A 21,611-nucleotide genomic window follows, 5' to 3' on the forward strand; every position below is an offset into this window, starting at 1 on the left:
CCTGTGAAAAGTCCCGCCCATGCCAAAGGACACGCTGACCATTACGGATAACCGTACCGGGAAGACGTATGAGGTCCCGATCGAGAACGGCTGCATTCGGACCAACAATCTCAGGCAGATCAAGGTCTCGGACGAAGACTTCGGTCTGATGGGTTACGACCCGGCGTTCCTGAACACGGCCAACTGCAAGAGCGCCATCACCTTCATCGATGGCGACAAGGGCATCCTCGAGTACCGGGGCTACCCCATCGAGCAGCTCGCGGAGCGCTCGTCGTTCCTCGAGGTCGCCTACCTGCTGCTCAACGGCGAGCTGCCCACGCCCAAGCAGCTCGAGGAGTTCACCTACCTCGTCACGCACCACACGTACGTGCACGAGAACATCAAGACCTTCATGGACGGGTACCGCTACGACGCGCACCCCATGTCCATGCTCTCCTCCACGGTGGCGGCGCTCTCGGGCTTCTACCCCGACGCCAAGAACACCAAGGACGAGCGCAGCCGCCGCATCCAGATGACGCGGCTGATCGCCAAGATGCCCACCATCGCGGCGTTCTCCTTCCGCCACAGCATGGGCCTGCCCTACGTCTACCCGGACAACGAGCTGTCCTACGTGGGCAACTTCCTGGCGATGATCCGGAAGATCGGCACCACGACGTACAAGGTGCACCCCACGCTGGAGAAGGCGCTGGACATCCTCTTCATCCTGCACGCCGATCACGAGCAGAACTGCTCGACGACGTCGGTGCGCACGGTGGGCTCCTCCGAGGTGGATCCCTACTCGGCGGTGTCCGCGGGCATCGCGGCGCTCTACGGCCCGCTGCACGGCGGCGCCAACGAGGCCGTGCTGCGCATGCTGCGCGAGATCGGCCACGTGTCGAAGGTGCCGGACTTCATCAAGGCGGTGAAGACGGGCGAGGGTGAGAAGAAGCTGATGGGCTTCGGTCACCGCGTGTACAAGTCCTACGATCCGCGCGCCAAGGTCATCAAGCGCGTGGCGGACGAGGTCTTCGAGGTGACGGGCAAGAACCCGCTGCTGGAGATCGCCGTGGAGCTCGAGCGCATCGCGCTGCAGGACGAGTACTTCGTCAAGCGCAAGCTCTACCCGAACGTGGACTTCTACTCGGGCCTCATCTACGAGGCGATGGGCTTCCCCGTCGAGATGTTCCCGGTGCTGTTCGCCATCCCGCGCACGGTGGGTTGGGTGACGCAGTGGGAGGAGATGGTGAAGGACCCCGAGCAGAAGATCGCGCGTCCGCGTCAGGTCTACACGGGTCCGAAGCGCCGCGATTACATCCCGATGAACGAGCGCAAGAGCACGAAGTAGTACCCTGTGCCTCGAAAGGGAGGGCTGGGGTGAAGGGTCCAACGACCCGTCACCTTGGCCCTCTCGGCGTTTCAGGCAGTCCTCACGAGCGCCCGAGCCCCCGCCCTACCCCGCGCGGGCAGGCGCATCCTCCTCGTCCTCGTACAGCGAGTCGATGAGGGAGGCGTGGCGGGACTCGAGCACCTGGCGGCGCATCTTCATGCTCGGGGTGAGCGTGCCGCTGGCGATGGTGAAGTCCTCGGGAATGACGGCGAAGCGCTTGAGGGTCTCGAAGCGGGCGAGGCGCGGATTCACGTCGCGCTCGATGGCCGTGTGGAGGTGCTGGCGCAGGCGGGGATCCGCGGCGAGCGTGGCCAGGTCCTCGGGCCAGCCGTGCTGGCGCGCGAGGACGCGGGCGCGCTCGGGGTCCAGGGTGAGGAGGGCCACGAGGTACTTGCGGCCCTCGCCGATGACGAGCGCGTGGCCCACGGGGGCCACGGCCTTGAGGAGCAGCTCGATGTGGGCGGGGGAGGTCTTCTTGCCGCCGGAGGTGACGATGAGCTCCTTCTTGCGGCCGGTGATCTGGAGGTAGCCCTCGGAGTCGAACTGGCCCACGTCGCCCGAGTGCAACCACCCGCCCTCGAGCAGCTCGGCGGTGCCGGCGGAGTCCTTGAAGTAGCCCTGGCACACGCCGCCACCGCGCACGAGGATCTCCCCGTCCTCGGCGATGCGGACCTCCACGCCCAGCAGGGGCCGGCCGAGCGTGCCGAGCCGGGTGGCCCCGAGGGTGTTGAGGGTGGTGGGCCCGGTGACCTCGGACTGGCCGTAGACCTCGCGGATGACGATGTCGAGCGAGGCGAAGAAGTCGAGCACGTCCCGGCCGATGGGAGCGGCGCCACTGACGAAGAAGCGGACGCGCTCGAGGCCCAGCTTGCCCAGCAGCGCGGGGAAGACGGTGCGCCGGGCGAGCTGGTACTGCCCCTCCAGGTGCAGGGGCACGCGCTCCTGACGCAGGGCACGGGCATTGCGCTCGGCGGCCACCGTGCGGGCCCAGCCCACGGCCTTCTGGCGGGAAGCGGGGGCCTCGCGCAGGGCCTCCTCGAGGCGGCCCTTGAACTTCTCCCAGACGCGCGGCACGCCGAAGAAGAGCGTGGGCCGGGCGTCGCGCAGGTCCTCGGGCAGCGTCTCCAGGGCCCGGGCGAAGTACACCTCCGCGCCCACGTAGAGGGGGCCGTGCAGGCTGAGCATCTGCTCGGCGATATGGGCCAGCGGCAGGTAGGAGAGCAGCACCTCGTCATCCGAGCCCACGTCCGTGGCGCGCATCAGGTGCTCGGCCGTCCACACGAGGTTGGCGTGGCTGAGCATGACGCCCTTGGGGGTGCCGGTGGTGCCCGAGGTGTAGATGAGCGTGGCGAGCCCCTCGGGACGCAGCGCGTTGACGGCGCTCCAGTAGGGCCCCTCGTCGGCGCCGGTGCCGCGCGCCAGCACGTCCGCGTAGCGCAGCACGCCCTCGGGCAGGGGCGCGTCCGGGGCGTCCAGGAGGATGATGTGCCGCAGCCGGGGCACCCGCTCGCGCACGGCGAGCGCGGTGGCCAGGTGCAGCTCGTTCTCGACGACGAGGTGCTGGGCCTCGCAGTGGTCCACGAGGTACTGCACCTGCTCGGGGCTGCTGGTGGTGTAGACGCCCACGGGGACGCCCCCCAGGGCCATGGCGGCCAGGTCCGCCACCAACCACTCCTCCCGGTTGAAGGAGAGGATGGGCAACGTGTTTCCCATCTGGAAGCCCAGCGAGGCCAACCCGAGGGCGAAGCGCTTCACCCGAAGGGCATAGTCGTGCCACGAGGTGGGCACGTAGGTACGGCCCTTGCGTGTCCAGAGCGCCGGACGGTGCTGGCGGCGGCTGGCTTGATCGTGAAGCGCATGCACCATCGTCCGGGGAGTGTCCATGGGGGGTCCGAGGGTACTGAAACCGGGTGGCTGCTCGCTACGGACGTTGACAGGCAACCGGACCCCTATGTATTCCGCGCCACGAACATGACGATCGATCTCACTTGCCAGAAGTGCGAGGGCACCTTCGAGCTGGACGCCCAGGATGTTATCGAGGGCACGGAGAAGCTCGTGTGCCCCCACTGCGGTCAGAAGGCCCCCACCAACATCCAGGAGGACTTCGTCTCGGCACTCACCGAGATGCGGACCCAGGTGGCGGCGCTGGGCAAGCGCTTCGCCGTCTCCATGTCGCTCGAGACCGAGGAGCTGGAGGACGAGCTCGACGAGGACGAAGAGACCGATGACGACGAGGAGTCCGACGACGACGAGCTCGACTTCGACGAGGACGAGGAGAGCGACGACGAAGAGGACTACGACGAGGACGAGGACGAGCGTTAGGCCGTCTGGTCACGCTGTGCGTCAGGTGCAGGGGAAGCAAGCGGAGTGCGGCTGGGGAGCAGGCAGGCACGTAGGGAGTGCCCTCCCGCCCCCGGCGCACATGCACACGTTTGCAGGGTGAAAACGCCCATCCCAGCCAGTTTCCTCCTTGCTCCGCTGTCCGCCGCGCTGCTTGCTCTGGGTGCACTGGTGCTCCCGGGCTTTACTGGCGCCCCACCCGCTCCTCCGAAGCCACGGGCCGCCGTCACCGCCGATGACAGCAAGGCCTGCGTGCCGAAGCAGGGTGGAAACCCCTCCGCCTGCAGGGAGCTGGTGGAGCTCGAGGTGCGGGACGTCATCCCGCTCGTCGAGGCGCAGACGCACGCGGTGGTGCTCACCACGTCGGACGGGCAGATGGTGCTGCCCATCTTCGTGGACGAGTCGGCCGCGGTGGCCATCGCCTTCCGGCTGGCCCACATGCAGCCGCCCCAGCCGCTCTCGCAGGATCTGCTCGGCTCGGTGGTGACGCAGCTGGGCGCCCGCGTCGTCGAGGTGCGCATCGACGACCTGCGCGATGACATCTACACGGGCCGCGTCTTCCTCGAGCAGGGCAAGCGCAAGGTGACGCTGGACGCGCGGCCCTCGGACTCCATCGCCATGGCGCTGGATGGCAAGGCGCGCATCCTGGTGACGCGCAAGGTGCTCGACGAGGCCGGCATCAGCCGCGAGGAGATCGACTCGCTGCAGAAGGGCGGCCCCGGCGTGGGCGGCAGCGGCGAGCCCGACATGGACATGGAGCCCCCGGAGGATCCGCACCACGGCGCCATGCCGCCTCCGGGCCTGGCCCCGAAGCTGACGCCCAACAAGACGGACGAGATCAGCCTCTAGCGGCTCGTCCCCAGGACAGCGGAAAGGCGAAAGCCCGGCCCCCCCTCCCAGGGAAGCCGGGCTTTCTCGCAACAGTGGGGACGAGCCCCTGAGTAAAAAAGACCGCTGCGCCGACGCCGTCGCCTCCGCCCGCGCGTGGCCGCAAGTATTCCCGAGGACGCGAAGCTGTCAAGCCAGCGCCGGACGCCTAGGATGTGCGCCCATGCGCAAGGCGAAGATCATCTGCACGCTGGGGCCGTCCTCGGACTCGGCCGAGGTCATCGAGGGACTCATCCGCGCCGGGATGAACGTGGCCCGGCTCAACTTCTCGCACGGGACGCACGAGCAGCACCGCCGCCGGGTGAATCTCATCCGCCGTGCCGCGAGGAAGCTGGGCATCCCGGTGGCCATCCTCCAGGACATCCAGGGCCCGAAAATCCGCCTGGGTAGGTTCGAGGGCGGGTGCCTGGAGGTGAAGACGGGCCAGACGGTGGTGGTGACCACGCGCGAGCTGCTGGGCCACGACAACCTCATCCCCACGCCCATCCGTTCGCTGCCCAAGGACGTGAAGCCGGGCCACCCCATCCTGCTGGACGACGGGCGGGTGCGGCTGAAGGTGCGGAAGGTGCAGGGCCGGGACGTCACGTGCGGGGTGGAGCTGGGGGGCCTGCTGAAGGATCACAAGGGCCTCAACCTGCCGGGGGCGCACGTGTCGGTGCCCACCATCACCGAGAAGGACATGGAGGACCTGGCCTTCGGACAGGAGGTGGGCGTGGACTTCGTGGCGCTCTCCTTCGTGCGCAAGGCGGACGACATCCGGCAGGCGCGCAAGCTGGTGTCCCAGCGCAACACGCCGCTCATCGCGAAGATCGAAAAGCCGCAGGCGGTGGCGGACCTGGAGGCGATTGCCCGCGAGGCGGACGGCATCATGGTGGCGCGCGGGGACCTGGGCGTGGAGATGCCGCTGGAGAAGCTGCCGGCCATCCAGAAGCACATGGTGCGCACGGTGAACCAGATGGGGGGCCTGGTCATCGTGGCCACGGAGATGCTGGAGAGCATGGTGAACAACGCGAGGCCCACGCGTGCCGAGGTCTCGGACGTGGCCAACGCCATCCTGGACGGGGCGGACGCGGTGATGCTCTCGGGGGAGACGGCCGCGGGCAAGCACCCGATTCAGGCGGTGGCCACCATGGCGCGCATCGTCGAGGAGACGGAGACGGGGGTGGTGCGGGACAGGACGCTCTCGCCCTTCTCGCATGCCAAGGACGACATCTCCACGGGCGTGGCGGCGGCGTCGGTGGCGGCGGCCGAGCAGATGGGCATCGGCACCATCGTGGCGTACACGGAGCGGGGCCTGACGGCGCGGCTCATCTCCGAGCTCCGGCCGCGGGCGCAGATCATCGCGCTGACGCCCAACCCGGACACGGTGAACCGCATGGCGCTCTACTGGGGCGTGAGGGCGCTGCAGGTGGGGCGGCTGCAGTCCACGGACGCGATGCTGCGGCAGGTGCGGCGGCTGTGCCACGAGCAGGGCGTGTGCGAGAAGGGCACGCCGGTGGTCATCGTGGCGGGCGTGCCGCTCAACGAGCCGGGCCGCACCAACATGATGTCGGTGCACCGCATCTGAGCCCGCTGTACGCGGGGGGCCTGTGCCGTGGCCCCCTGCCCTGCTCTAGCTCGCCGAGGCGAGCCAGGGCGTCGTCTGCGAGAAGTCGTAGATGCGCTCGATGGAGATCTGCTTGTAGCGCTCGACCTTCACGGCGCGCCGGGCGCACTCCCAGACGAGCTCCACCGGCGGACGATCCGGCTCCTTCTTCTTGCGCCGCTTCACCTCGGCCTTGATGGACTTCAAGGCCACGCGCGGATGGAAGCAGAAGGCCGTGGAGAACAGCAGGTGCCCGGCGAACGGAATGAGCCGGGCCTCGATCACGTCCCCCGTCTCCAGGCCCGCCACGGTGCGGCGCTCGGTGACGTCGAAGTCCTTGCCCGAGAACAGCTCGCGCAGACGCACCAGGCCCTTGCCCAGCTTGCGCACCTCGAAGAGGCCGTGGACCGTCTCCGTGAAGCAACGGAAGGCGTTGGCCTCCTCGGGCGAGGCGCTCTGCAGCCGCAGCTGGTACAGCTCCGCCGCCGGCGTCAGCTTGGAGATCGGCGAGACGCGGTCATACAGGTAGTAGTCCAGGAAGGACGCCATCCGCAGCTCGAAGATCTTGTCGTCCTCGAAGACCTCGCCGGTGAGGCGGAGGTACTCCGCCTTGGCATCCAGCAGGTCCGGCTTGCGCGACTCCTGGCTCCCGAAGGCGATGAGCTGATCGAGAAAAGGCTGGTACGACAGCGGCGAAAGGGGGGAGTCCATGGGGCTGCGAAATCCTTACTCTCCGGCCATCAGCTTCGCGAAGCGCGAGAACAGATAGCGGGCGTCATGCGGACCGGGCGAGGCTTCCGGGTGGTACTGCACGCTGAAGGCACGGGCGTCGGGGACGACCAGGCCCTCCACGGTGCCGTCGTTGAGGTTGATGTGGCTCACCACGGCCTTGCCCTTCACGCTCGCATCATCCACCGCGAAGCCGTGGTTCTGCGAGGTGATCTCCACCTTGCCGGTGGTCAGGTCCTTGACCGGCTGGTTGGCGCCCCGGTGGCCGAACTTCATCTTGTACGTCCGGCCACCCAGGGCCAGGGCCATGATCTGATGCCCCAGGCAGATGCCGAACACGGGCACCTTGCCGAGCAGCGTGGCCACCACCTTGTCCGCGCCCTTCACGGCCGCGGGGTCTCCCGGGCCGTTGGCGAGGAAGATGCCGTGGGGCTTCTCGGCGAGCACGGCCTCGGCGGACGTGCCGGCGGGCACCACCTTCACGCGGCAGCCCACGTCCACCAGGAAGTGGAGCATGGAGCGCTTGAGGCCGTAGTCGTACGCCACCACGTCGAAGCGCGGCTGCGGCGCGGGGCGAGCGTCCTCATTGAGCAGGTTCGGAGTCGGCTCGGTGAAGAGGTAGGGCTGCGCGGTGGACACGCCGGTGGCGAGGTCCAGGCCCTCCATGCCACGGGCCGTGCGGGCGCGCTCCACGAGGGCGGCCGCCGTATGGCCCTCGGTGGAGATGACGCCCATCTGCGCGCCGTGCGTGCGCACGTGACGCACCAGGCGCCGGGTGTCGATGCCCTCGATGCCGACGATGTTGTGGCGCGCGAGGTAGGCGTCGAGCGTCTCGGCGGCGCGCCAGTTGGAGTGCTGCGAGGACGAGTTGCGCACCACCATGCCCACGGCGTGCGGCTTCACCGACTCCTGATCGCCAGGGTTGGCGCCCACGTTGCCCATCTCGGGGTACGCCATGGTGACGATCTGCCCGACGTAGGAGGGATCCGTGAGGATCTCCTGGTAGCCCGTCATCGACGTATTGAAAACGACCTCGCCCACCGTCTCGCCGGACGCGCCGAGCGCGCGCCCCTCGAAGGTGGTGCCATCCGCCAATGCCAGCACTGCCCTCTTCATCACCTGGACTCCTTGATGTGACCGTCCTCGAAGACGAGCCGTCCGCCGACCCACGTCTGGGCGACCCGGCCCGGCAAGCGCCGGCCATGGAAGGGGGTATTCCGGCTGCGGGAGAAGAACCGCGCCGAGTCCACCGTCCACTCCACGTCCGGCTCTACGACAGTGATGTCCGCCGGGGCACCAGGGGCCAGATGGCCGCCCGGCAGCCCGAATGCCTTCGCCGGCCCGTCCGTCAGCAGGGCGACCGCCCGCTGGAGGCTCAGCGCGCCCTCGCGCACCGTGGCCAGGGTGAGGCTGAACGCCGTCTCCAGGCCCACCACGCCGTTCCACGCCTTGTCGAACTCCACCTGCTTCTCCAGCACGCCGTGGGGCGCGTGGTCCGTGGCGATGGCGTCGATGGTGCCGTCGGCGAGGCCCTCGCGCACGGCTTCGATATCGCGGCGGGTGCGCAGGGGCGGATTCATGCGGGCATGGGTGTCGTAGGCGCCCACGGCCTCGTCATCCAGCGTGAAGTGGTGCGGCGTGGCCTCGGCGGTGACGTTCAGACCGCGGCGCCTGGCCTCGCGGATGAGGCGCACGCTGCCCTCGCAGGACACATGGGCGACATGCAGCCGGCCCTTCGTCTCCTCGAGCAGCACCATGTCGCGCGCCACCATGGCCACCTCGGCCGAGGGCGGAATGCCGATGAGGCCCAGGCGCGTGGAGGTGCGGCCCTCGTTCATCACCCCCTTGCCCGAGAGCGTCAGGTCCTCCTCGTGCACCATGACGGGGAGGTTGAAGAGCTGGGCGTACTGGAGGGCGCGGCGCATGAGGCCGGCGTTCATCACCGGGCGGCCGTCATCCGTGATGCAGATGCAGCCAGCCGAGACGAGCGCCCCCATCTCGGCCATCTCCTCGCCCTGCAGGCCCTTGGTGATGGCGCCCGCCGGGTACACGTGGCACAGGCGCGCCTCGCGGGCCTTGGCCTTCACGTACTCGGTGACGAGCACGCTGTCGTTGACGGGCTTGGTGTTGGGCATGGCCACCACCGCGGTGAAGCCACCCGCCACCGCCGACATGCAGCCGGTGAGAATGGTTTCCTTGCCCTCCTCGCCCGGCTCGCGCAGGTGCACGTGCAGGTCGATGAAGCCCGGCAGCACCAGCCTGCCCGAGGCCTCCACCACCCGCGCGTCCGCCACCTGCAGGGGCGCCTCGGACACCTCGGCCACGCGGCCCTCGCGCACCAGCACGTCGCGCACGCCGTCCACGCCATTGCGCGGGTCGATGACACGCCCGCGGCGGAAGAGAATCGTCGAGGCGCTCACCGGCACACCTCCTCCAGGATGGCGCGGCGGACGGCCACCCCGTGCGCCACCTGCTCGAGGATGACGCTGCGGGGCCCATCGGCCACGGCCGGGGCGATCTCCACCCCGCGGTTCATGGGACCGGGGTGCATCACCAGCGCCTCCGGCTTGAGCCGCTCGGCCCGCGCGGCGTTGAGGCCGTACATGCGGGAGAACTCCCGCGCCGAGGGGAAGAAGTTCTCACCCTGCCGCTCCGTCTGCACGCGCAGGCACATGACGGCATCCGCCCGGGGCAGCACCGCGTCCAGGCTGGTGGAGAGCTCGGCGCCGAAGGACTCGAGGCCCGGGGGCAGCAGCGTGGGCGGGCCGCACAGCACCACCTTCGCGCCGAGCGCGGTGAGGCAGTGCAGGTTGGAGCGGGCCACGCGGCTGTGGAAGATGTCGCCGACGATGAGCACCGTGCGCCCCTCCAGGCTGCCCCAGCGGCGGCGCAGGGTGAAGGCGTCCAGCAGCGCCTGCGAGGGGTGCTCGTGGGTGCCGTCCCCGGCGTTGATGACCGCGCAGCGCACGTGCCGGGCCACCAGGTGGGGCGCGCCCGAGGAGCGGTGCCGGAGGATGAGCGCCACCGGGCCCGTGGCCTCGATGTTGCGCACCGTGTCCAGCAACGTCTCGCCCTTGGAAACGGAGGAGCCCGCCATCGTCCAGTTGAGCACCTCGGCTCCGAGCGCATGCGCCGCCATCTCGAAGGAGGTCCGGGTGCGGGTGGAGTCCTCGAAGAAGAGGTTGGCCACCACCTTGCCCCGCAGCACGTGCGAGGCGTCCGGTCCACCGTGCAGGTGCGACTCGGCCCGGTCGAGCAGCGCTTCGATGTCCGCGCGCCGCAGGCCCTCGATTCCCAGCAGATGTCTCATACGCTCCCCTGGGCGCTACTGCCCGGGAATGCCTTCCTTCACCACGTGGAAGTTCACCGTGCGCACCATGTTCGACGGCTTGAGGCGCACCCGCCGCGAGTAGTCCACCTGGATGCGGACGTGCGCGGTGACGCCGCTGCGCTCGATGTGGATCTGCTCCTCCGTCAGCCCCAGCCCGGGCACGAGGATGTCCCGGTCGAACTGATCCCGCTCCCAGTGGTTGCCCACCCGGCCGGTGCGCTCGAGGATGAGGGCACGAATCCCGTCATCATCGAGCCCCTGCTGAATCCGGTTGAACGCGATGGTGGCCGCCTCCTTCACGTCGAAGTTGTCGACGTAGACGGGAGCGAGCATCACGCCCAGGTAGACGACCCCCGCGACGAGAAGCAGGAGGACCAGACCGCCAAAGCTGACCTTCCCAGAGGGATGACGCATGGGACCCCCGCGTAGCAGCGGCATACGCGGGGCGTCAAGCATTCGGGAGGGTTTCAGCGAACGGGCTCGAAGAGGCGATCGGTGCGCAGCCCGGTGCCCTCGAAGAGGTTGCTGAACCAACCCCCGTAGCCGAGCGCCATCCAGACGACCATGGCCTTGCCCTTGATGTTGCCGTAGGGCACGAACGCCACGCCCCTGCCCGCGCCCAGGCCGTAGCGGCTGTCGAGGCTGTTCTCCCGGTTGTCGCCCATGACGAAGACGTGGCCCGGGGGAACGAGGTAGGGGCCCTCGTGCTCGGCGCGGGCGCTCGGCCCCTCCTGCAGCACGGCGTGCACCTTGCCGTCGAGGTTCTCCTGGTAGAGCCGCACGTGCTCCGGGTACCAGGGGGTGCGGTCCGGCTTGTTGTAGACGACCAGGTCTTCCTTCTCGAGCGTGCGCGGCTGCGGCACGCCGTTGATGACGACCTCGCCGTCGACCAGCTCCACCTTGTCACCGGGCACGCCCACCACGCGCTTGATGAAGTCCAGCTCCTGCTGCACGGGGTTGTTGAAGACGATGACGTCCCCGCGCGCCGGAGGCCGGACGATCACGAACGGCACGTAGTTGGTGAAGGGCAGCCGCACCCCGTAGATGAACTTGTTGATGAAGACCTGATCGCCAATCTCCAGCGTGGGCAGCATGGAGCCGGAGGGGATGCGGTACGGCTCGATGATGAAGACGCGGATGATGACCGCGATGGCCAGCGCCTTCATGAAGCCGGAGAAGAAGTCCCAGGTGCCCTGCTTGCGGAAGCCTCCCAGCAGCTGGGTGGCCTGCGTGTCGAGCGCCTTCGTCTCCTTCTCCAGCCCCTCGGCGTCGGAGGCCAGCGAGGCGGACTCCACCTTCACCGCCTGCTCGGCGAGCTTGGTGGACACCTCGGTGGAGATCTTCCCCGGCACGCGCTTGTGGATGCGCTGAATCTCGGAGATGAGCTCGCGCGCCTCGTGACGCAGGTGGCGAAGCCGCTGCTGCTGGGGGAACACCAGCCGCCCGCCCACCAGCCCCACGAAGTAGATGAGCATCGCCAGCGACAGGTACTGCATCAGCGGCTGGGCCCACGCGGACGCGGGCGGCACGAACTCGATCAGCATGAGGTAGGGGATGAATGCCAGGCCGATGATGACCAGGGGCGCCCACAGGCTGGTGAGCAGCTCGCGCCACAAGAGCGCGCGGCTGGCCTTGAGCTGCTCCGGCGTCCGGCGGGCGGCCATGCTGGCCTCGAGTCCCTCGGTGGGGTTCGTGCTCGTCACGCTGGTGGTGGACATGGCCTATTCCTCCGTCTTCAGCACCGCGAGGAAGGCCTCCTGCGGGATCTCCACCGAGCCCACCTGCTTCATGCGCTTCTTGCCCTCCTTCTGCTTCTCGAGGAGCTTGCGCTTGCGGCTGATGTCACCGCCGTAGCACTTGGCGAGCACGTTCTTGCGGATGGCGGAGATCGTCTCGCGCGAGATGATCTTCGCGCCGATGGCGCCCTGGATGGCCACCTCGTACATCTGCCTGGGAATCACTTCCTTGAGCTTCTGGCACACCTCGCGGCCGCGCTGGTACGCGCGCTCCTTGTGGACGATGACGCTGAGCGCGTCCACCGGGTCGCCGTTGATGAGGATGTCCAGGCGCACCAGGTCCGACTCCACGTAGCCGGCCAGCTCGTAGTCGAGGCTGGCGTAGCCGCGCGTGACGCTCTTGAGCTTGTCGAAGAAGTCGAAGACGACCTCGGCCAGGGGCATCTCGTACGTCACCTGGATGCGCGTGCCGCTGCTGCCCAGGTACTTCAGGTCCTTCTGCACGCCGCGCCGGTCCTGGCACAGCTTGAGCACCGCGCCCAGGTAGTCGTTGGGCACGTGGATGTGGCAGGTGAGGACGGGCTCCTCGAACTTGGCGATCTTCTGCACCGGCGGCAGCTTGGCCGGGTTGTCCACCAGCATCACCCCGCCCTGCGAATCGGTGATGCGGTAGACCACCGAGGGCGCCGTGGTGATGAGCGACAGGTTGTACTCGCGCTCCAGCCGCTCCTGGACGATCTCCATGTGGAGCAGGCCCAGGTAGCCGCAGCGGAAGCCGAAGCCGAGCGCCGTGGAGGACTCGGGCTCGTAGGTGAAGGCCGCGTCGTTGAGCTTGAGCTTGCCGAGCGCGTCGCGCAGGCCCTCGTACTGCTCGGAGTCCACCGGGAAGATGCCGGAGAACACCATGGGCTTCACTTCCTTGAAGCCCGGGAAGGGCGCGTCCGTGGGACGCAGCTCCTCCGTCACGGTGTCACCCACTTTGGCGTCCTGGAGCTCCTTCACGTTGGCCACCAGCACGCCCACCTCGCCGGCGATGAGCTGCTGCACCGGGCGGGAGAACGGGCTGAAGACGCCCAGCTCCTGCACCTCGAAGGCCTTGTTGTTGCTCCACAGCTTGATCTTCTGCTTGAGCTTGAGCGTGCCCTCGAGCACGCGCACCAGCGTCACGACGCCGCGGTAGTTGTCGTACCAGCTGTCGAAGATGAGGGCCCGGAGCGGGGCCGCCGGATCACCCGAGGGCGGCGGCACGTTCTTCACCACCGCCTCCAGGATCTCCTTGATGCCGATGCCCTCCTTGGCGGAGGCCGGCACGGCGACGGAGGCGTCGATGCCGATCACGTCCTCGATCTCCTGGCGCGTGCGAGCCACATCGGCGCTCGGCAGGTCGATCTTGTTGATGACCGGGATGATCTCCAGGTCGTGATCCAGGGCCATGTAGACGTTGGCGAGCGTCTGGGCCTCGACGCCCTGGGAGGCGTCCACCACCAGGAGGGCCCCCTCGCACGCGGCGAGCGAGCGGCTCACCTCGTAGGCGAAGTCCACGTGTCCCGGGGTGTCGATGAGGTTGAGGACGTACTTCTGGCCGTCGTTGGCGGTGTAGTTCATCCGCACGGACTGGGCCTTGATGGTGATGCCGCGCTCGCGCTCCAGCTCCATGTTGTCGAGGAACTGGTCCTGCGCCTCGCGCTTGGTCACCGTACCAGTGGCACCGAGCAGGCGATCGGCCAGGGTGGACTTCCCATGGTCGATGTGGGCGATGATCGAGAAGTTTCGGATGTGAGCGTTGTCGGCCGGCATGGTTAGGGGGGCCTCGGGCTACGTCGAAGCCGGCTTGAGTAACACCGAACCCCACCAAAATCCATGCGTCCGCGCGCCCTGTATGCAACCGGGTGGGCGGCAGAACGCGCCACCCACCCTGGAGGGAGGCCGGAACGGCTAGCGGCCGGTGTGCTCGCGGAAGAACGACACCGTGCGGCGAAGCCCCTCGGGGAGCTCCACGGAGGGCTGCCAGCCGAGCACCCGGCGCGCCAGGGCGTTGTCCACGCAGGAGCGCAGCTGCTCGCCCGGCCTGCCAGGGGCATGGGCCGCCGGCGTGTTCACCCCCGCCGCCTGGGCCAGCAAGCTGTAGAGCCGGTTGATGTCCGTCTCCACGCCGGTGCCGATGTTGATGGGCCCCGACACGTCCTTCTCCACCGCCAGCAGGTTGGCCCGGGCCACGTCCTCCACGTAGACGAAGTCGCGCGTCTGCTTGCCCTCGCCGTAGATGGTGCACTCGCGGCCGCCGAGCAGGCGCTGGCAGAAGATGGACACCACGCCGGCCTCGCCGTGCGGGTTCTGCCGCGGGCCATACACATTGGCGTACCGCAGGGCCACCGACTTCATCCCGTACTGGGCCTGGTAGTAGCCGAGGTACAGCTCACCGGACGCCTTGGAGACGCCGTAGGGCGACACCGGGCGAGTGGCGTGGGACTCGGGCGCCGGGAAGACGTCCTGCTCGCCGTAGATGGCCCCACCGGTCGAGCTGAACACCACCTTCTGCACACCCGCCTGGCGCGCGGCCTCCAGCAGGTTGAGGAAGCCGAGGATGTTGGCCTCCGCGTCGAAGCGCGGATCCTCCACGCTGCGGCGCACGTCCATCTGGGCGGCCAGGTGACACATCACCTGCGGACGCTCCGAGCGGATGAGCTGCGCGGCCTCGGGGCCGCGGATGTCGGCCACCACCAGGCGGACCTTCGGGTCCAGGTTCTCCTTCTTCCCACTCGACAGATTGTCGAGGGCGATCACCTCGTGCCCCGCGCGCACGAAGGCGTCGCACACGTGCGAGCCGATGAAGCCCGCCCCACCAGTCACCAGAACTTTCAACGTGATGCTCCTGCCACCTCCAGGTGGCTACTAGAAGAAGCTCGTAACGTGCCGCGAGAAGTTAGGGGGTGGCTCCCCGGGCGGCAACCGAACGGAACCAGGCAATTGTCTCCCGCAGTCCCTCTTCCAGGGGTACTCGCGGCTCCCACCCGAGCAGCGTCCGGGCCCGGGTGATGTCCGGCTGGCGCTGCTTGGGGTCGTCCTTGGGCAGCGGCTTGTGAACGATGCGCCCTCCCCCACCCGCCGCGGCGCGCACCGCCTCGGCGAACTGGAGCATCGTCATCTCGCGGGGATTTCCAATGTTCACCGGCTCGGTCACGTCCGACAGGGCCAGCCGCACCAGGCCGTCCACCAGGTCGCGCACGTAGCAGAAGGAGCGCGTCTGCGTGCCCTCGCCGAAGACGGTGAAGTCCTCGCCGCGCAGGGCCTGGCCCACGAAGGCGGGCACCACGCGCCCATCGTTGAGCCGCATGCGCGGGCCGTAGGTGTTGAAGATACGGACGATGCGCGTCTTCACCCCGTACGAGCGCGCGTACACCATGGTGAGCGCCTCGGCGTAGCGCTTGGCCTCGTCGTAGCAGGCGCGCGGACCGATGGAGTTCACGTTGCCCCAGTACTCCTCGCGCTGCGGGTGCACCAGCGGGTCGCCGTAGATTTCCGACGTGGAGGCCATGAGGAACACCGCCCCCTTGGCCTGGGCCAGCTTCAGCCCGTTCTCCGTGCCCACCGAGCCCACCCGCATCGTCTCCAGCGGCAGCTTCGCGTAGTCGATGGGCGAGGCCGGCGAGGCCATGTTGAAGACGTAGTCCACAGGCCCATCCACCGAGAGCCCCTCGGTGATGTCCTGGCGCACCACCTCGAAGCCCGGACGGCCGCGCAGGTGCGCCACGTTCTCCTCGTTGCCGGTGACGTAGTTGTCCACCGACACCACTCCGGCCGCGCCGTCGTTCAGCACGCGCTCGCACAGGTGCGAACCGAGGAAGCCCGACCCCCCCAACACCACCACCCGCTGGCCCTTCATGCTCTTCGTTGTCGTCACTTGGAACCCAGTTCGTCGAAGGTGGCCTGTCCCGGCAACTGCGACTTGTACTTCTCCAGCACGAGATCGATCCCCTGCCGGATGTACTCGGCCACGGGGACCTTCGTCTTCTGGTTCAACGCCTTGAGCAGATCGTTTTGCTCGGGCGTGATGTAGATGGTCGTGCTGATCTTCTTTCGGGCCATGGCGATATGTGAAAATATATGGACTTACATGTCCCTTGAAGTCCTGTTTTCGGGACCGGTGAAACGGTCGCCAGAAACGGCCCCAGGAGTCGTGATGCGCTCGATGAGCCAGTGGCTGAGAGGGCTCGCGCTGGTGGGTCTGTGTGGGTGCTCAGCCGACAAATCGGCGAGGAAGGCGGAGGCGGCCCCGGCCCCGGACAAGGTGGCACCCGCCCCCATCCGCCCCACCCCGGCGTCGAACGAGAAGGTGTCGGACAAGGACACCAACGGCGACGACAAGCCGGACGTGTGGGTCTACACGGTGGAGGCGCCCGGCGCGGACGGCCAGCCCCGCCAGCGGATGGTCCGCAAGGAGCAGGACCTCAACTGGGATGGCCGGGTGGACCTCACCTCGTACTACGACGCCCACGAGGAGCTCGAGCGCCAGGCGATGGACCTCGACTTCGACGGGAAGGTGGACTCCGTCTACTTCTACGAGAAGGGCATCAACGTCCGGCGCGAGCGCGACCTGAACAGCGACGGCAAGACGGACCAGTGGGCCTTCTACGAGAAGGGCAAGCTGGTCCGGAAGGAGCGCGACTCCAACGGCGACGGCCGCGTGGACTACTGGGAGTACTGGGAGAACGACCAGGTGGATCGCATCGGCGAGGACCTGGACGGCGACGGCAACGTCGACAAGTGGAGCCGCGGCGCCCCGGCCGAGTGAAGCCGGGAGCCAGGCCTCAGACGCCGGCGGTGGCGCGGAAGACGACGCCGTCACCCTCGAGCGTGTAGACCCCGTCCGCCGCGCTCACGAACACCGACGCGCCCCGGGGAAGCTCGAGCACCTGGCGGCCGATGGACAGCTTCGCGGCGCCCTCGGTGCACAGGAGGATCTCCGGCCCCCTCCGCCGCGGGCTCAGGGAAACGCGGGGGTTGAGCTGGATGCGCGAGAGGCGGAACTCCTCCGTGGGCGTCGCGTAGACGTGCTCCACGTCATCCGCGGAGCTGGGCCGCACCACGCCGATGGGGCCACAGCGGAAATCCAGCACGCGCAGCAGCTCCGGGACGTCCACGTGCTTGGGCGTGCACCCGCCCCGCAGCACGTTGTCCGAGTTGGCCATGATCTCCACGCCCACGCCCTTCAGGTACGCGTGGAGGTTGCCCGCGGGCAGGTAGATGGCCTCGCCCGGCTGCAGCCGCACGAGGTTGAGCAACAGCGCGCCGATGACGCCCGGGTCGCCCGGGTAGAGCTCACCGAGCCGCAGGCCCCAGCGCAGCTCCGCGGCGAAACGGCCGCCCCGCTCCTCCCGCGCCGCGCAAGCCGAGACCACCGCGTCCACCACGGGCCCGCGCTGCTCCCGGGGGAGCGTCATCAGGGACTCGAAGAGGCGGGCCACGCCCTGGGCGTCGGGCGATGCACGCAGCGGGGCGAGCAGCGGCTCCAGGGCGGCCACGCCGAGCGAGTCCAGGAGCGCGAGCGTCTCATCGGCGCGGCGGAAGCCGCACAGCGCGTCGAAGGGCGTCAGCGCGCAGATGAGCTCGGGCTTGTGGTTGGCGTCCTTGTAGTTGCGATGGGGGGCGCCGAGCGGCACGCCGAGCGCGTTCTCCCTCGCATACCCATCGCGGGCCTGGGCGAGGCTCGGGTGCGTCTGCAGCGAGAGCGGAGTCTCCGCCGCGAGCACCTTGAGGAGGAACGGCAGCTCCGTGCCGAACCGGCGGGCCACCGTCTCACCCAGTTCCCGCTCGGGCGAGGAGCGGATGGCCTCGAGCAGCGTCTGCACGCCCGAGCCCCGGCGCACCCGCGACGGGCCACCCGGGTGGGCCCCCAACCACAGCTCGGCCTGCGAGGCAGCGGAGGGAGAAGGCTGGCCGAGCAGCTCGGCGAGCGCGGTGCGAGAACCCCAGGCGTACGGCTGGATGACGTTGTCGAGGAGATCCATGACGAGGCGCCCCCATAACATTCCAGCTGCCCGCCCACCATGCACCGGGGGTCCTGCCCGGGAGGGAGGGCTCGCCTCCCGGTCCGCCCTGCCCCGGCCGGATCAGTTCCCGGCGACGAAGGCGTCGATCTGCGTCTCGCGCTTGAAGTCGGCCAGATAGCGCGCCGCGGCATCCTTCGAGGCGAAGCTCCCCATGCGCACCCGGTACCAGGTGCCCTTCTGGGGAATCTCGACGGAGACGATGTACGGCGCGTAGCCCCGGTCGCGCAGCTTCGCGGCGAAACGCTCGGCCTCGGGACGGTTCTGGAAGGCGGAGATCTGCAGGGTGAAGGCACCGCCGGGCACCGCCTCGGTGGGCTTCTGCGTGGCCCGGGCGATGGCGTCCTTCAGCCCGCCCTGCGGCGTGGTGGTGCGGGTAGGCACCGGAGCGGGCTCCACCTTGCCCGGATGGGGAGCGGGCTTGCTCTCGGCCACCTTCGTCTCGGCGGGCCTGGGCTCGGCGGCCTTGGCGGTCGCGGGCTTGGGCTCGGCGGGCTTGGGCTCGGCGGCCTTCGGCTCCGGGGCCTTGGCCGTGGCGGTGTGGGCGGCCGGAGCGGGCGCGTAGTCGTCATCCGTGGGCGACGGCGTGACCGGGTGCTCGGCGGCCTCGGCCTGCGCGGGAGCCTCGGAGGGCTTGGGCTCGGTGGCCGCGGGCGGCTCGGCCGGCTTCGGCTTGGGCGCCGGCGGAGGAATGGCGACCGTCACGGTGCCCGGCTTGGAGGGCACGTGGTCGGAGACGGTCTTCTTGGTGAGCTCGTCCTGGAAGGTGAGCGGCGGCTCGGTCTCGCGGGCCTGCTGCAGGGCCTGGGCGTTGGCGTCCAGCGCGGACAGCAGGTCCGGCGCGGAGGCGGTCTGGGCGTTGCCGGCGAGCTTCTTGCCCACCACCACGCCGAGCACGAACACGGCCCCCATCACGATGATCCCCGCGATCAACAGGCTGACGATCTGCCTGTTGTCGAGAGAGACGTCGAGCTTCTCCTTCATCCGATGGGCATCGCGCATGGCAGTGGTGTTCCTCGGGTGTACGGCGCCCCGGCGCGGCCACACGAGTGTCGCGGCCTGTAGCGTCGAGGTGCGTCGGAAGGTACGCCCCGCCTACAGGCCGGTCAAATTCAGTGCGCGCACGCTCAAACGATCCATCCGCCGCCGAGCACGCGATCGCCGTCGTAGACGACCGCGGCCTGGCCCGGCGTCACGGCGCGGGCCGGAGCATCGAGCCGGATGGACACGAGCCCATGCGCGGACACCTCGACGCGGCCGGCGGCCCCCGGGTGGCGGTGGCGGATGCGCACCATCACCGTCTTGTCCGAGGGCGGCACCCCCTCCACCCAGTGCGGCTGGAGCAGGCCGAAGGAGTCCCGCGCGGTCTCGTCCGCGGGGCCCACGACGACACGGCGGGTCTCGGGCTCGATGCGCTGCACGTAGCGCGCCTCCCCTCCCCCGAGGTTCAGCCCGCGGCGCTGACCCACGGTGAAGCGGTGCACCCCGGCGTGCGTGCCGAGCACCTGGCCCTCGGTGTCGACGATCTCCCCGGCGGGCTGGGGGCCGGCGACCTTCTCCACGAAGCCCGCGTAGTCACCATCGGGCACGAAGCAGATCTCCATGCTCTCCGGCTTGTGGCTGGTGGGGAGGGCGTGGCGCTCGGCGACGGCGCGGACCTCGGGCTTGGTCATGCCGCCCACGGGGAAGAGCACGTCGGCGAGCTCCTCCTGCCCGAGCGTGAAGAGGAAGTAGCTCTGGTCCTTGGCCGGATCGACGGCGCGGCGGAGGACGTACCTGCCGTCCCGCTGCTCGACCTGGGCGTAGTGGCCGGTGGCGAGCCGGGCCCCGAGGGCGCGGGCACGCTTGAGGAGGAAGTTGAACTTCACGTCGCGGTTGCAGGCCACACAGGGGATGGGCGTGCGGCCGCCGAGATACGACTGGACGAAGGGGTTGATGACCCGGTCCTTGAAGATCTCCTCGGCGTTGGCGACGTAGAAGGGAATGCCGAGCGTCTGGGCGACGGCTCGGGCGTCGTCGATGTCATCGGGGCTGCAGCAACTGCCGCACTGGGCCTTGCCCTCGTAGGACCAGACCCGGAGGGTGATACCGATGACCTCGTGACCCTGCTCCTTGAGGAGGGCGGCGGCGGCCGAGGAATCCACCCCACCGCTCATGGCAACGACGACTCGCATAACGCCCCTATCTACACGCCGGGCGGTCCGGGTGCGACACCACAGACGCAAGAGGACGCCACTCCGGACAAATCCCCTCGCCCCCCGGGAGAGGGACGGGGTGAGGGTACAGCGCTCCCCGGGTTGTCCCCCGAGGGCTCAGGACCCCCGGGCCTGCTGCCAGCGCTTCAGCACGTCCTTCAGCTTCTCCGCCTCGTTGAGCGAAGGATCATCGAGCACCTGCTCGACGAGGAAGCGCGTGGCCTCTCCCACGATGGGCGAGGGGCCGACCCCGAGCGCGGCCATGATGGCCCCGCCATTGAGCGCCAGGTCCTTGCCGCTCAGCGGAGGCTTCGTGGCGGCCAGGGCGCGTAGCCGGCCGATCAGGGCATCCACCTCGGGTAGGCGCGCGGGCTCCCGGGCCTGGACGCGGGCACGGGCCACTTCGGTGAGCGCCTCGACATTGCCGAGCCCCACCTTCGCGAGCAGCCGGCGGAGGGCGGGATCCGAATCCCCGACGTGCTGCTCGAGCCTGGCGTGGGTGATGAGCAGTTTGACGCGCTCGATCGTCTTCGTGGGGAACTTGAGCCGGACGCCGATCTCCTCGGCCAGCTGGGGGGTGACGAGGTCGGCCAGCAGGGCCGCGAGACGGATCTCCACATCGACGGGCTCGGCGGCGGCGGCGGCCCGGGCCAGACGCGCGGCCTCGGGCTCGGCGCGGGCGAGCTCGGGCAGGAACACCTCGAGCAGCCCGGTGTCGGCGAGGAGCTCGAGTCCGAAAACTTCGCGCTTGGAGAGCAGCAGCTTGACGAACTCCTCGCGGACGCGCTCGTGGGCCACCTTGCGGAACACGGGGAGCGTGGCGGGGATGGCGGCCTGGGTGGCCGGGTCGAGCGTGAAGTCGAGCACCGCGGCGAAGCGCACGGCGCGCATGGGACGCAGACCGTCCTCGGAGAAGCGCTCGAGGGCCGAGCCCACGCAGCGGATGATGCGGGCCTCGAGGTCCTGCTGGCCGCCGAACGGGTCCACCAGCTCATGGGTGAGCGGATTCCACGCCATGGCGTTGATGGTGAAGTCGCGGCGCGAGAGGTCCTTGACGATGTCCCGCTCGAAGGTGACGGCGCTGGGGCGGCGGCCGTCGTGGTAGTCGCCCTCGCTGCGGAAGGTGGTGACCTCGACGTGGGTGTTCCCCGAGAGCACGGTGACGGTGCCATGCTGGATGCCGGTGGGGATGACCTTGCGGAAGGCGCGCTGGACCTCCTCGGGGAGCGCGCTGGTGGCCACGTCGAAGTCCTTGGGGTGCACGCCCCGGAGCGTGTCGCGGACACAGCCTCCGACGAGGAACACGGCATGGCCGAGCTCCCGGAGGCGGGCGATCACCTCCAGGACGGGGCGCGGGACGTCGGCGTCGATCAGGCGGGCGGGCGTCGTCATCG

At 69.1% G+C, this 21,611-nt stretch carries 20 protein-coding genes; 5 read left to right on the forward strand and 15 right to left on the reverse strand.

What is annotated here, in order from left to right; all coding sequences use genetic code 11:
- Nucleotides 1–19: 19 nt before the first annotated feature.
- On the forward strand, nucleotides 20–1,324 hold the full coding sequence (locus ACJ8AN_RS30290; RefSeq protein WP_407758996.1) for a citrate synthase: 1,305 nt from the start codon (nucleotides 20–22) through the stop codon (nucleotides 1,322–1,324).
- A 105-nt stretch (nucleotides 1,325–1,429) separates the two neighbouring features.
- On the opposite strand, the gene ACJ8AN_RS30295 is transcribed toward ACJ8AN_RS30290, so the two are convergent.
- Nucleotides 1,430–3,250, reverse strand: a complete 1,821-nt coding sequence (locus ACJ8AN_RS30295; RefSeq protein WP_407758997.1) for an AMP-dependent synthetase/ligase — start codon at nucleotides 3,248–3,250, stop codon at nucleotides 1,430–1,432.
- An 87-nt stretch (nucleotides 3,251–3,337) separates the two neighbouring features.
- Between ACJ8AN_RS30295 and ACJ8AN_RS30300 the strand changes: the two genes are divergently transcribed.
- The 3 genes from ACJ8AN_RS30300 to pyk all read left to right on the forward strand — a co-directional run bounded on the left by ACJ8AN_RS30300 (nucleotide 3,338) and on the right by pyk (nucleotide 6,161).
- Entirely contained in the window at nucleotides 3,338–3,688 is a 351-nt protein-coding gene (locus ACJ8AN_RS30300; protein ID WP_407758998.1) for a hypothetical protein, read from the forward strand.
- Between the two features lie 270 nt (nucleotides 3,689–3,958).
- On the forward strand, nucleotides 3,959–4,555 hold the full coding sequence (locus tag ACJ8AN_RS30305; protein ID WP_407758999.1) for a bifunctional nuclease family protein: 597 nt from the start codon (nucleotides 3,959–3,961) through the stop codon (nucleotides 4,553–4,555).
- A 202-nt stretch (nucleotides 4,556–4,757) separates the two neighbouring features.
- Nucleotides 4,758–6,161: a pyruvate kinase gene (gene pyk, locus ACJ8AN_RS30310; protein WP_407759000.1), complete on the forward strand. Its 1,404-nt coding sequence runs from the start codon at nucleotides 4,758–4,760 to the stop codon at nucleotides 6,159–6,161.
- A gap of 45 nt (nucleotides 6,162–6,206) precedes the next feature.
- Here the strand turns inward: pyk and ACJ8AN_RS30315 are convergent, their stop codons facing one another.
- From ACJ8AN_RS30315 to ACJ8AN_RS30360, 10 genes are all read right to left on the reverse strand, one after another.
- A complete protein-coding gene (locus tag ACJ8AN_RS30315) occupies nucleotides 6,207–6,890 on the reverse strand; it encodes a hypothetical protein (RefSeq protein WP_407759001.1) in 684 nt (227 codons plus the stop codon).
- Between the two features lie 15 nt (nucleotides 6,891–6,905).
- On the reverse strand, nucleotides 6,906–8,024 hold the full coding sequence (gene carA, locus ACJ8AN_RS30320) for a glutamine-hydrolyzing carbamoyl-phosphate synthase small subunit (protein WP_407759002.1): 1,119 nt from the start codon (nucleotides 8,022–8,024) through the stop codon (nucleotides 6,906–6,908).
- Nucleotides 8,024–9,328 (reverse strand): dihydroorotase, encoded by a 1,305-nt coding sequence (locus tag ACJ8AN_RS30325; protein ID WP_407759003.1) that lies wholly within the window; start codon nucleotides 9,326–9,328, stop codon nucleotides 8,024–8,026. The genes carA and ACJ8AN_RS30325 overlap by 1 nt, the downstream gene beginning before the upstream one ends.
- Complete coding sequence (locus ACJ8AN_RS30330; RefSeq protein WP_407759004.1) at nucleotides 9,325–10,218, reverse strand: aspartate carbamoyltransferase catalytic subunit; 894 nt, start codon at nucleotides 10,216–10,218, stop codon at nucleotides 9,325–9,327. Before ACJ8AN_RS30330 ends, ACJ8AN_RS30325 begins: the two co-directional genes overlap by 4 nt.
- A 15-nt stretch (nucleotides 10,219–10,233) precedes the next feature.
- Nucleotides 10,234–10,653: a hypothetical protein gene (locus ACJ8AN_RS30335; RefSeq protein ID WP_407759005.1), complete on the reverse strand. Its 420-nt coding sequence runs from the start codon at nucleotides 10,651–10,653 to the stop codon at nucleotides 10,234–10,236.
- 53 nt (nucleotides 10,654–10,706) lie between these two features.
- Nucleotides 10,707–11,957: a signal peptidase I gene (gene lepB / locus ACJ8AN_RS30340; RefSeq protein WP_407759006.1), complete on the reverse strand. Its 1,251-nt coding sequence runs from the start codon at nucleotides 11,955–11,957 to the stop codon at nucleotides 10,707–10,709.
- 3 nt (nucleotides 11,958–11,960) lie between these two features.
- Nucleotides 11,961–13,772: a translation elongation factor 4 gene (gene lepA, locus ACJ8AN_RS30345; protein WP_407759007.1), complete on the reverse strand. Its 1,812-nt coding sequence runs from the start codon at nucleotides 13,770–13,772 to the stop codon at nucleotides 11,961–11,963.
- 138 nt (nucleotides 13,773–13,910) lie between these two features.
- Nucleotides 13,911–14,837, reverse strand: coding sequence for an SDR family oxidoreductase (locus ACJ8AN_RS30350; protein WP_407759008.1), 927 nt, complete (start codon nucleotides 14,835–14,837; stop codon nucleotides 13,911–13,913).
- Between the two features lie 61 nt (nucleotides 14,838–14,898).
- On the reverse strand, nucleotides 14,899–15,858 hold the full coding sequence (locus ACJ8AN_RS30355) for a UDP-glucuronic acid decarboxylase family protein (RefSeq protein WP_407759037.1): 960 nt from the start codon (nucleotides 15,856–15,858) through the stop codon (nucleotides 14,899–14,901).
- A gap of 14 nt (nucleotides 15,859–15,872) precedes the next feature.
- Nucleotides 15,873–16,061 (reverse strand): ribbon-helix-helix domain-containing protein, encoded by a 189-nt coding sequence (locus ACJ8AN_RS30360; protein ID WP_407759009.1) that lies wholly within the window; start codon nucleotides 16,059–16,061, stop codon nucleotides 15,873–15,875.
- A 94-nt stretch (nucleotides 16,062–16,155) separates the two neighbouring features.
- Between ACJ8AN_RS30360 and ACJ8AN_RS30365 the strand changes: the two genes are divergently transcribed.
- Nucleotides 16,156–16,767, forward strand: coding sequence for a hypothetical protein (locus ACJ8AN_RS30365; protein ID WP_407759010.1), 612 nt, complete (start codon nucleotides 16,156–16,158; stop codon nucleotides 16,765–16,767).
- 16 nt (nucleotides 16,768–16,783) lie between these two features.
- On the opposite strand, the gene manA is transcribed toward ACJ8AN_RS30365, so the two are convergent.
- From manA to ACJ8AN_RS30385, 4 genes are all read right to left on the reverse strand, one after another.
- Complete coding sequence (manA, locus tag ACJ8AN_RS30370) at nucleotides 16,784–17,983, reverse strand: mannose-6-phosphate isomerase, class I (RefSeq protein ID WP_407759011.1); 1,200 nt, start codon at nucleotides 17,981–17,983, stop codon at nucleotides 16,784–16,786.
- 102 nt (nucleotides 17,984–18,085) lie between these two features.
- Nucleotides 18,086–19,024 (reverse strand): SPOR domain-containing protein, encoded by a 939-nt coding sequence (locus tag ACJ8AN_RS30375; protein WP_407759012.1) that lies wholly within the window; start codon nucleotides 19,022–19,024, stop codon nucleotides 18,086–18,088.
- A 125-nt stretch (nucleotides 19,025–19,149) separates the two neighbouring features.
- Nucleotides 19,150–20,196: a tRNA 2-thiouridine(34) synthase MnmA gene (mnmA, locus tag ACJ8AN_RS30380; protein ID WP_407759013.1), complete on the reverse strand. Its 1,047-nt coding sequence runs from the start codon at nucleotides 20,194–20,196 to the stop codon at nucleotides 19,150–19,152.
- Between the two features lie 138 nt (nucleotides 20,197–20,334).
- Entirely contained in the window at nucleotides 20,335–21,609 is a 1,275-nt protein-coding gene (locus ACJ8AN_RS30385; protein WP_407759014.1) for a CCA tRNA nucleotidyltransferase, read from the reverse strand.
- Nucleotides 21,610–21,611 lie beyond the last annotated feature (2 nt).

The organism is Archangium sp. (assembly GCF_045802675.1).
Classification (GTDB): Bacteria; Myxococcota; Myxococcia; order Myxococcales; family Myxococcaceae; genus Archangium.

Coding starts and splice junctions, on each gene's coding strand:
- manA (WP_407759011.1), bottom strand. CDS start 17,983: ATGGATCTCCTCGACAACGTCATCCAGCCGTACGCCTGGGGTTCTCGC.
- lepB (WP_407759006.1), bottom strand. CDS start 11,957: ATGTCCACCACCAGCGTGACGAGCACGAACCCCACCGAGGGACTCGAG.
- ACJ8AN_RS30290 (WP_407758996.1), top strand. CDS start 20: ATGCCAAAGGACACGCTGACCATTACGGATAACCGTACCGGGAAGACG.
- lepA (WP_407759007.1), bottom strand. CDS start 13,772: ATGCCGGCCGACAACGCTCACATCCGAAACTTCTCGATCATCGCCCAC.
- ACJ8AN_RS30365 (WP_407759010.1), top strand. CDS start 16,156: ATGCGCTCGATGAGCCAGTGGCTGAGAGGGCTCGCGCTGGTGGGTCTG.
- ACJ8AN_RS30295 (WP_407758997.1), bottom strand. CDS start 3,250: ATGGACACTCCCCGGACGATGGTGCATGCGCTTCACGATCAAGCCAGC.
- ACJ8AN_RS30330 (WP_407759004.1), bottom strand. CDS start 10,218: ATGAGACATCTGCTGGGAATCGAGGGCCTGCGGCGCGCGGACATCGAA.
- ACJ8AN_RS30360 (WP_407759009.1), bottom strand. CDS start 16,061: ATGGCCCGAAAGAAGATCAGCACGACCATCTACATCACGCCCGAGCAA.
- ACJ8AN_RS30375 (WP_407759012.1), bottom strand. CDS start 19,024: ATGCGCGATGCCCATCGGATGAAGGAGAAGCTCGACGTCTCTCTCGAC.
- ACJ8AN_RS30335 (WP_407759005.1), bottom strand. CDS start 10,653: ATGCGTCATCCCTCTGGGAAGGTCAGCTTTGGCGGTCTGGTCCTCCTG.
- ACJ8AN_RS30385 (WP_407759014.1), bottom strand. CDS start 21,609: ATGACGACGCCCGCCCGCCTGATCGACGCCGACGTCCCGCGCCCCGTC.
- mnmA (WP_407759013.1), bottom strand. CDS start 20,196: ATGCGAGTCGTCGTTGCCATGAGCGGTGGGGTGGATTCCTCGGCCGCC.
- ACJ8AN_RS30315 (WP_407759001.1), bottom strand. CDS start 6,890: ATGGACTCCCCCCTTTCGCCGCTGTCGTACCAGCCTTTTCTCGATCAG.
- ACJ8AN_RS30355 (WP_407759037.1), bottom strand. CDS start 15,858: ATGAAGGGCCAGCGGGTGGTGGTGTTGGGGGGGTCGGGCTTCCTCGGT.
- pyk (WP_407759000.1), top strand. CDS start 4,758: ATGCGCAAGGCGAAGATCATCTGCACGCTGGGGCCGTCCTCGGACTCG.
- carA (WP_407759002.1), bottom strand. CDS start 8,024: ATGAAGAGGGCAGTGCTGGCATTGGCGGATGGCACCACCTTCGAGGGG.
- ACJ8AN_RS30300 (WP_407758998.1), top strand. CDS start 3,338: ATGACGATCGATCTCACTTGCCAGAAGTGCGAGGGCACCTTCGAGCTG.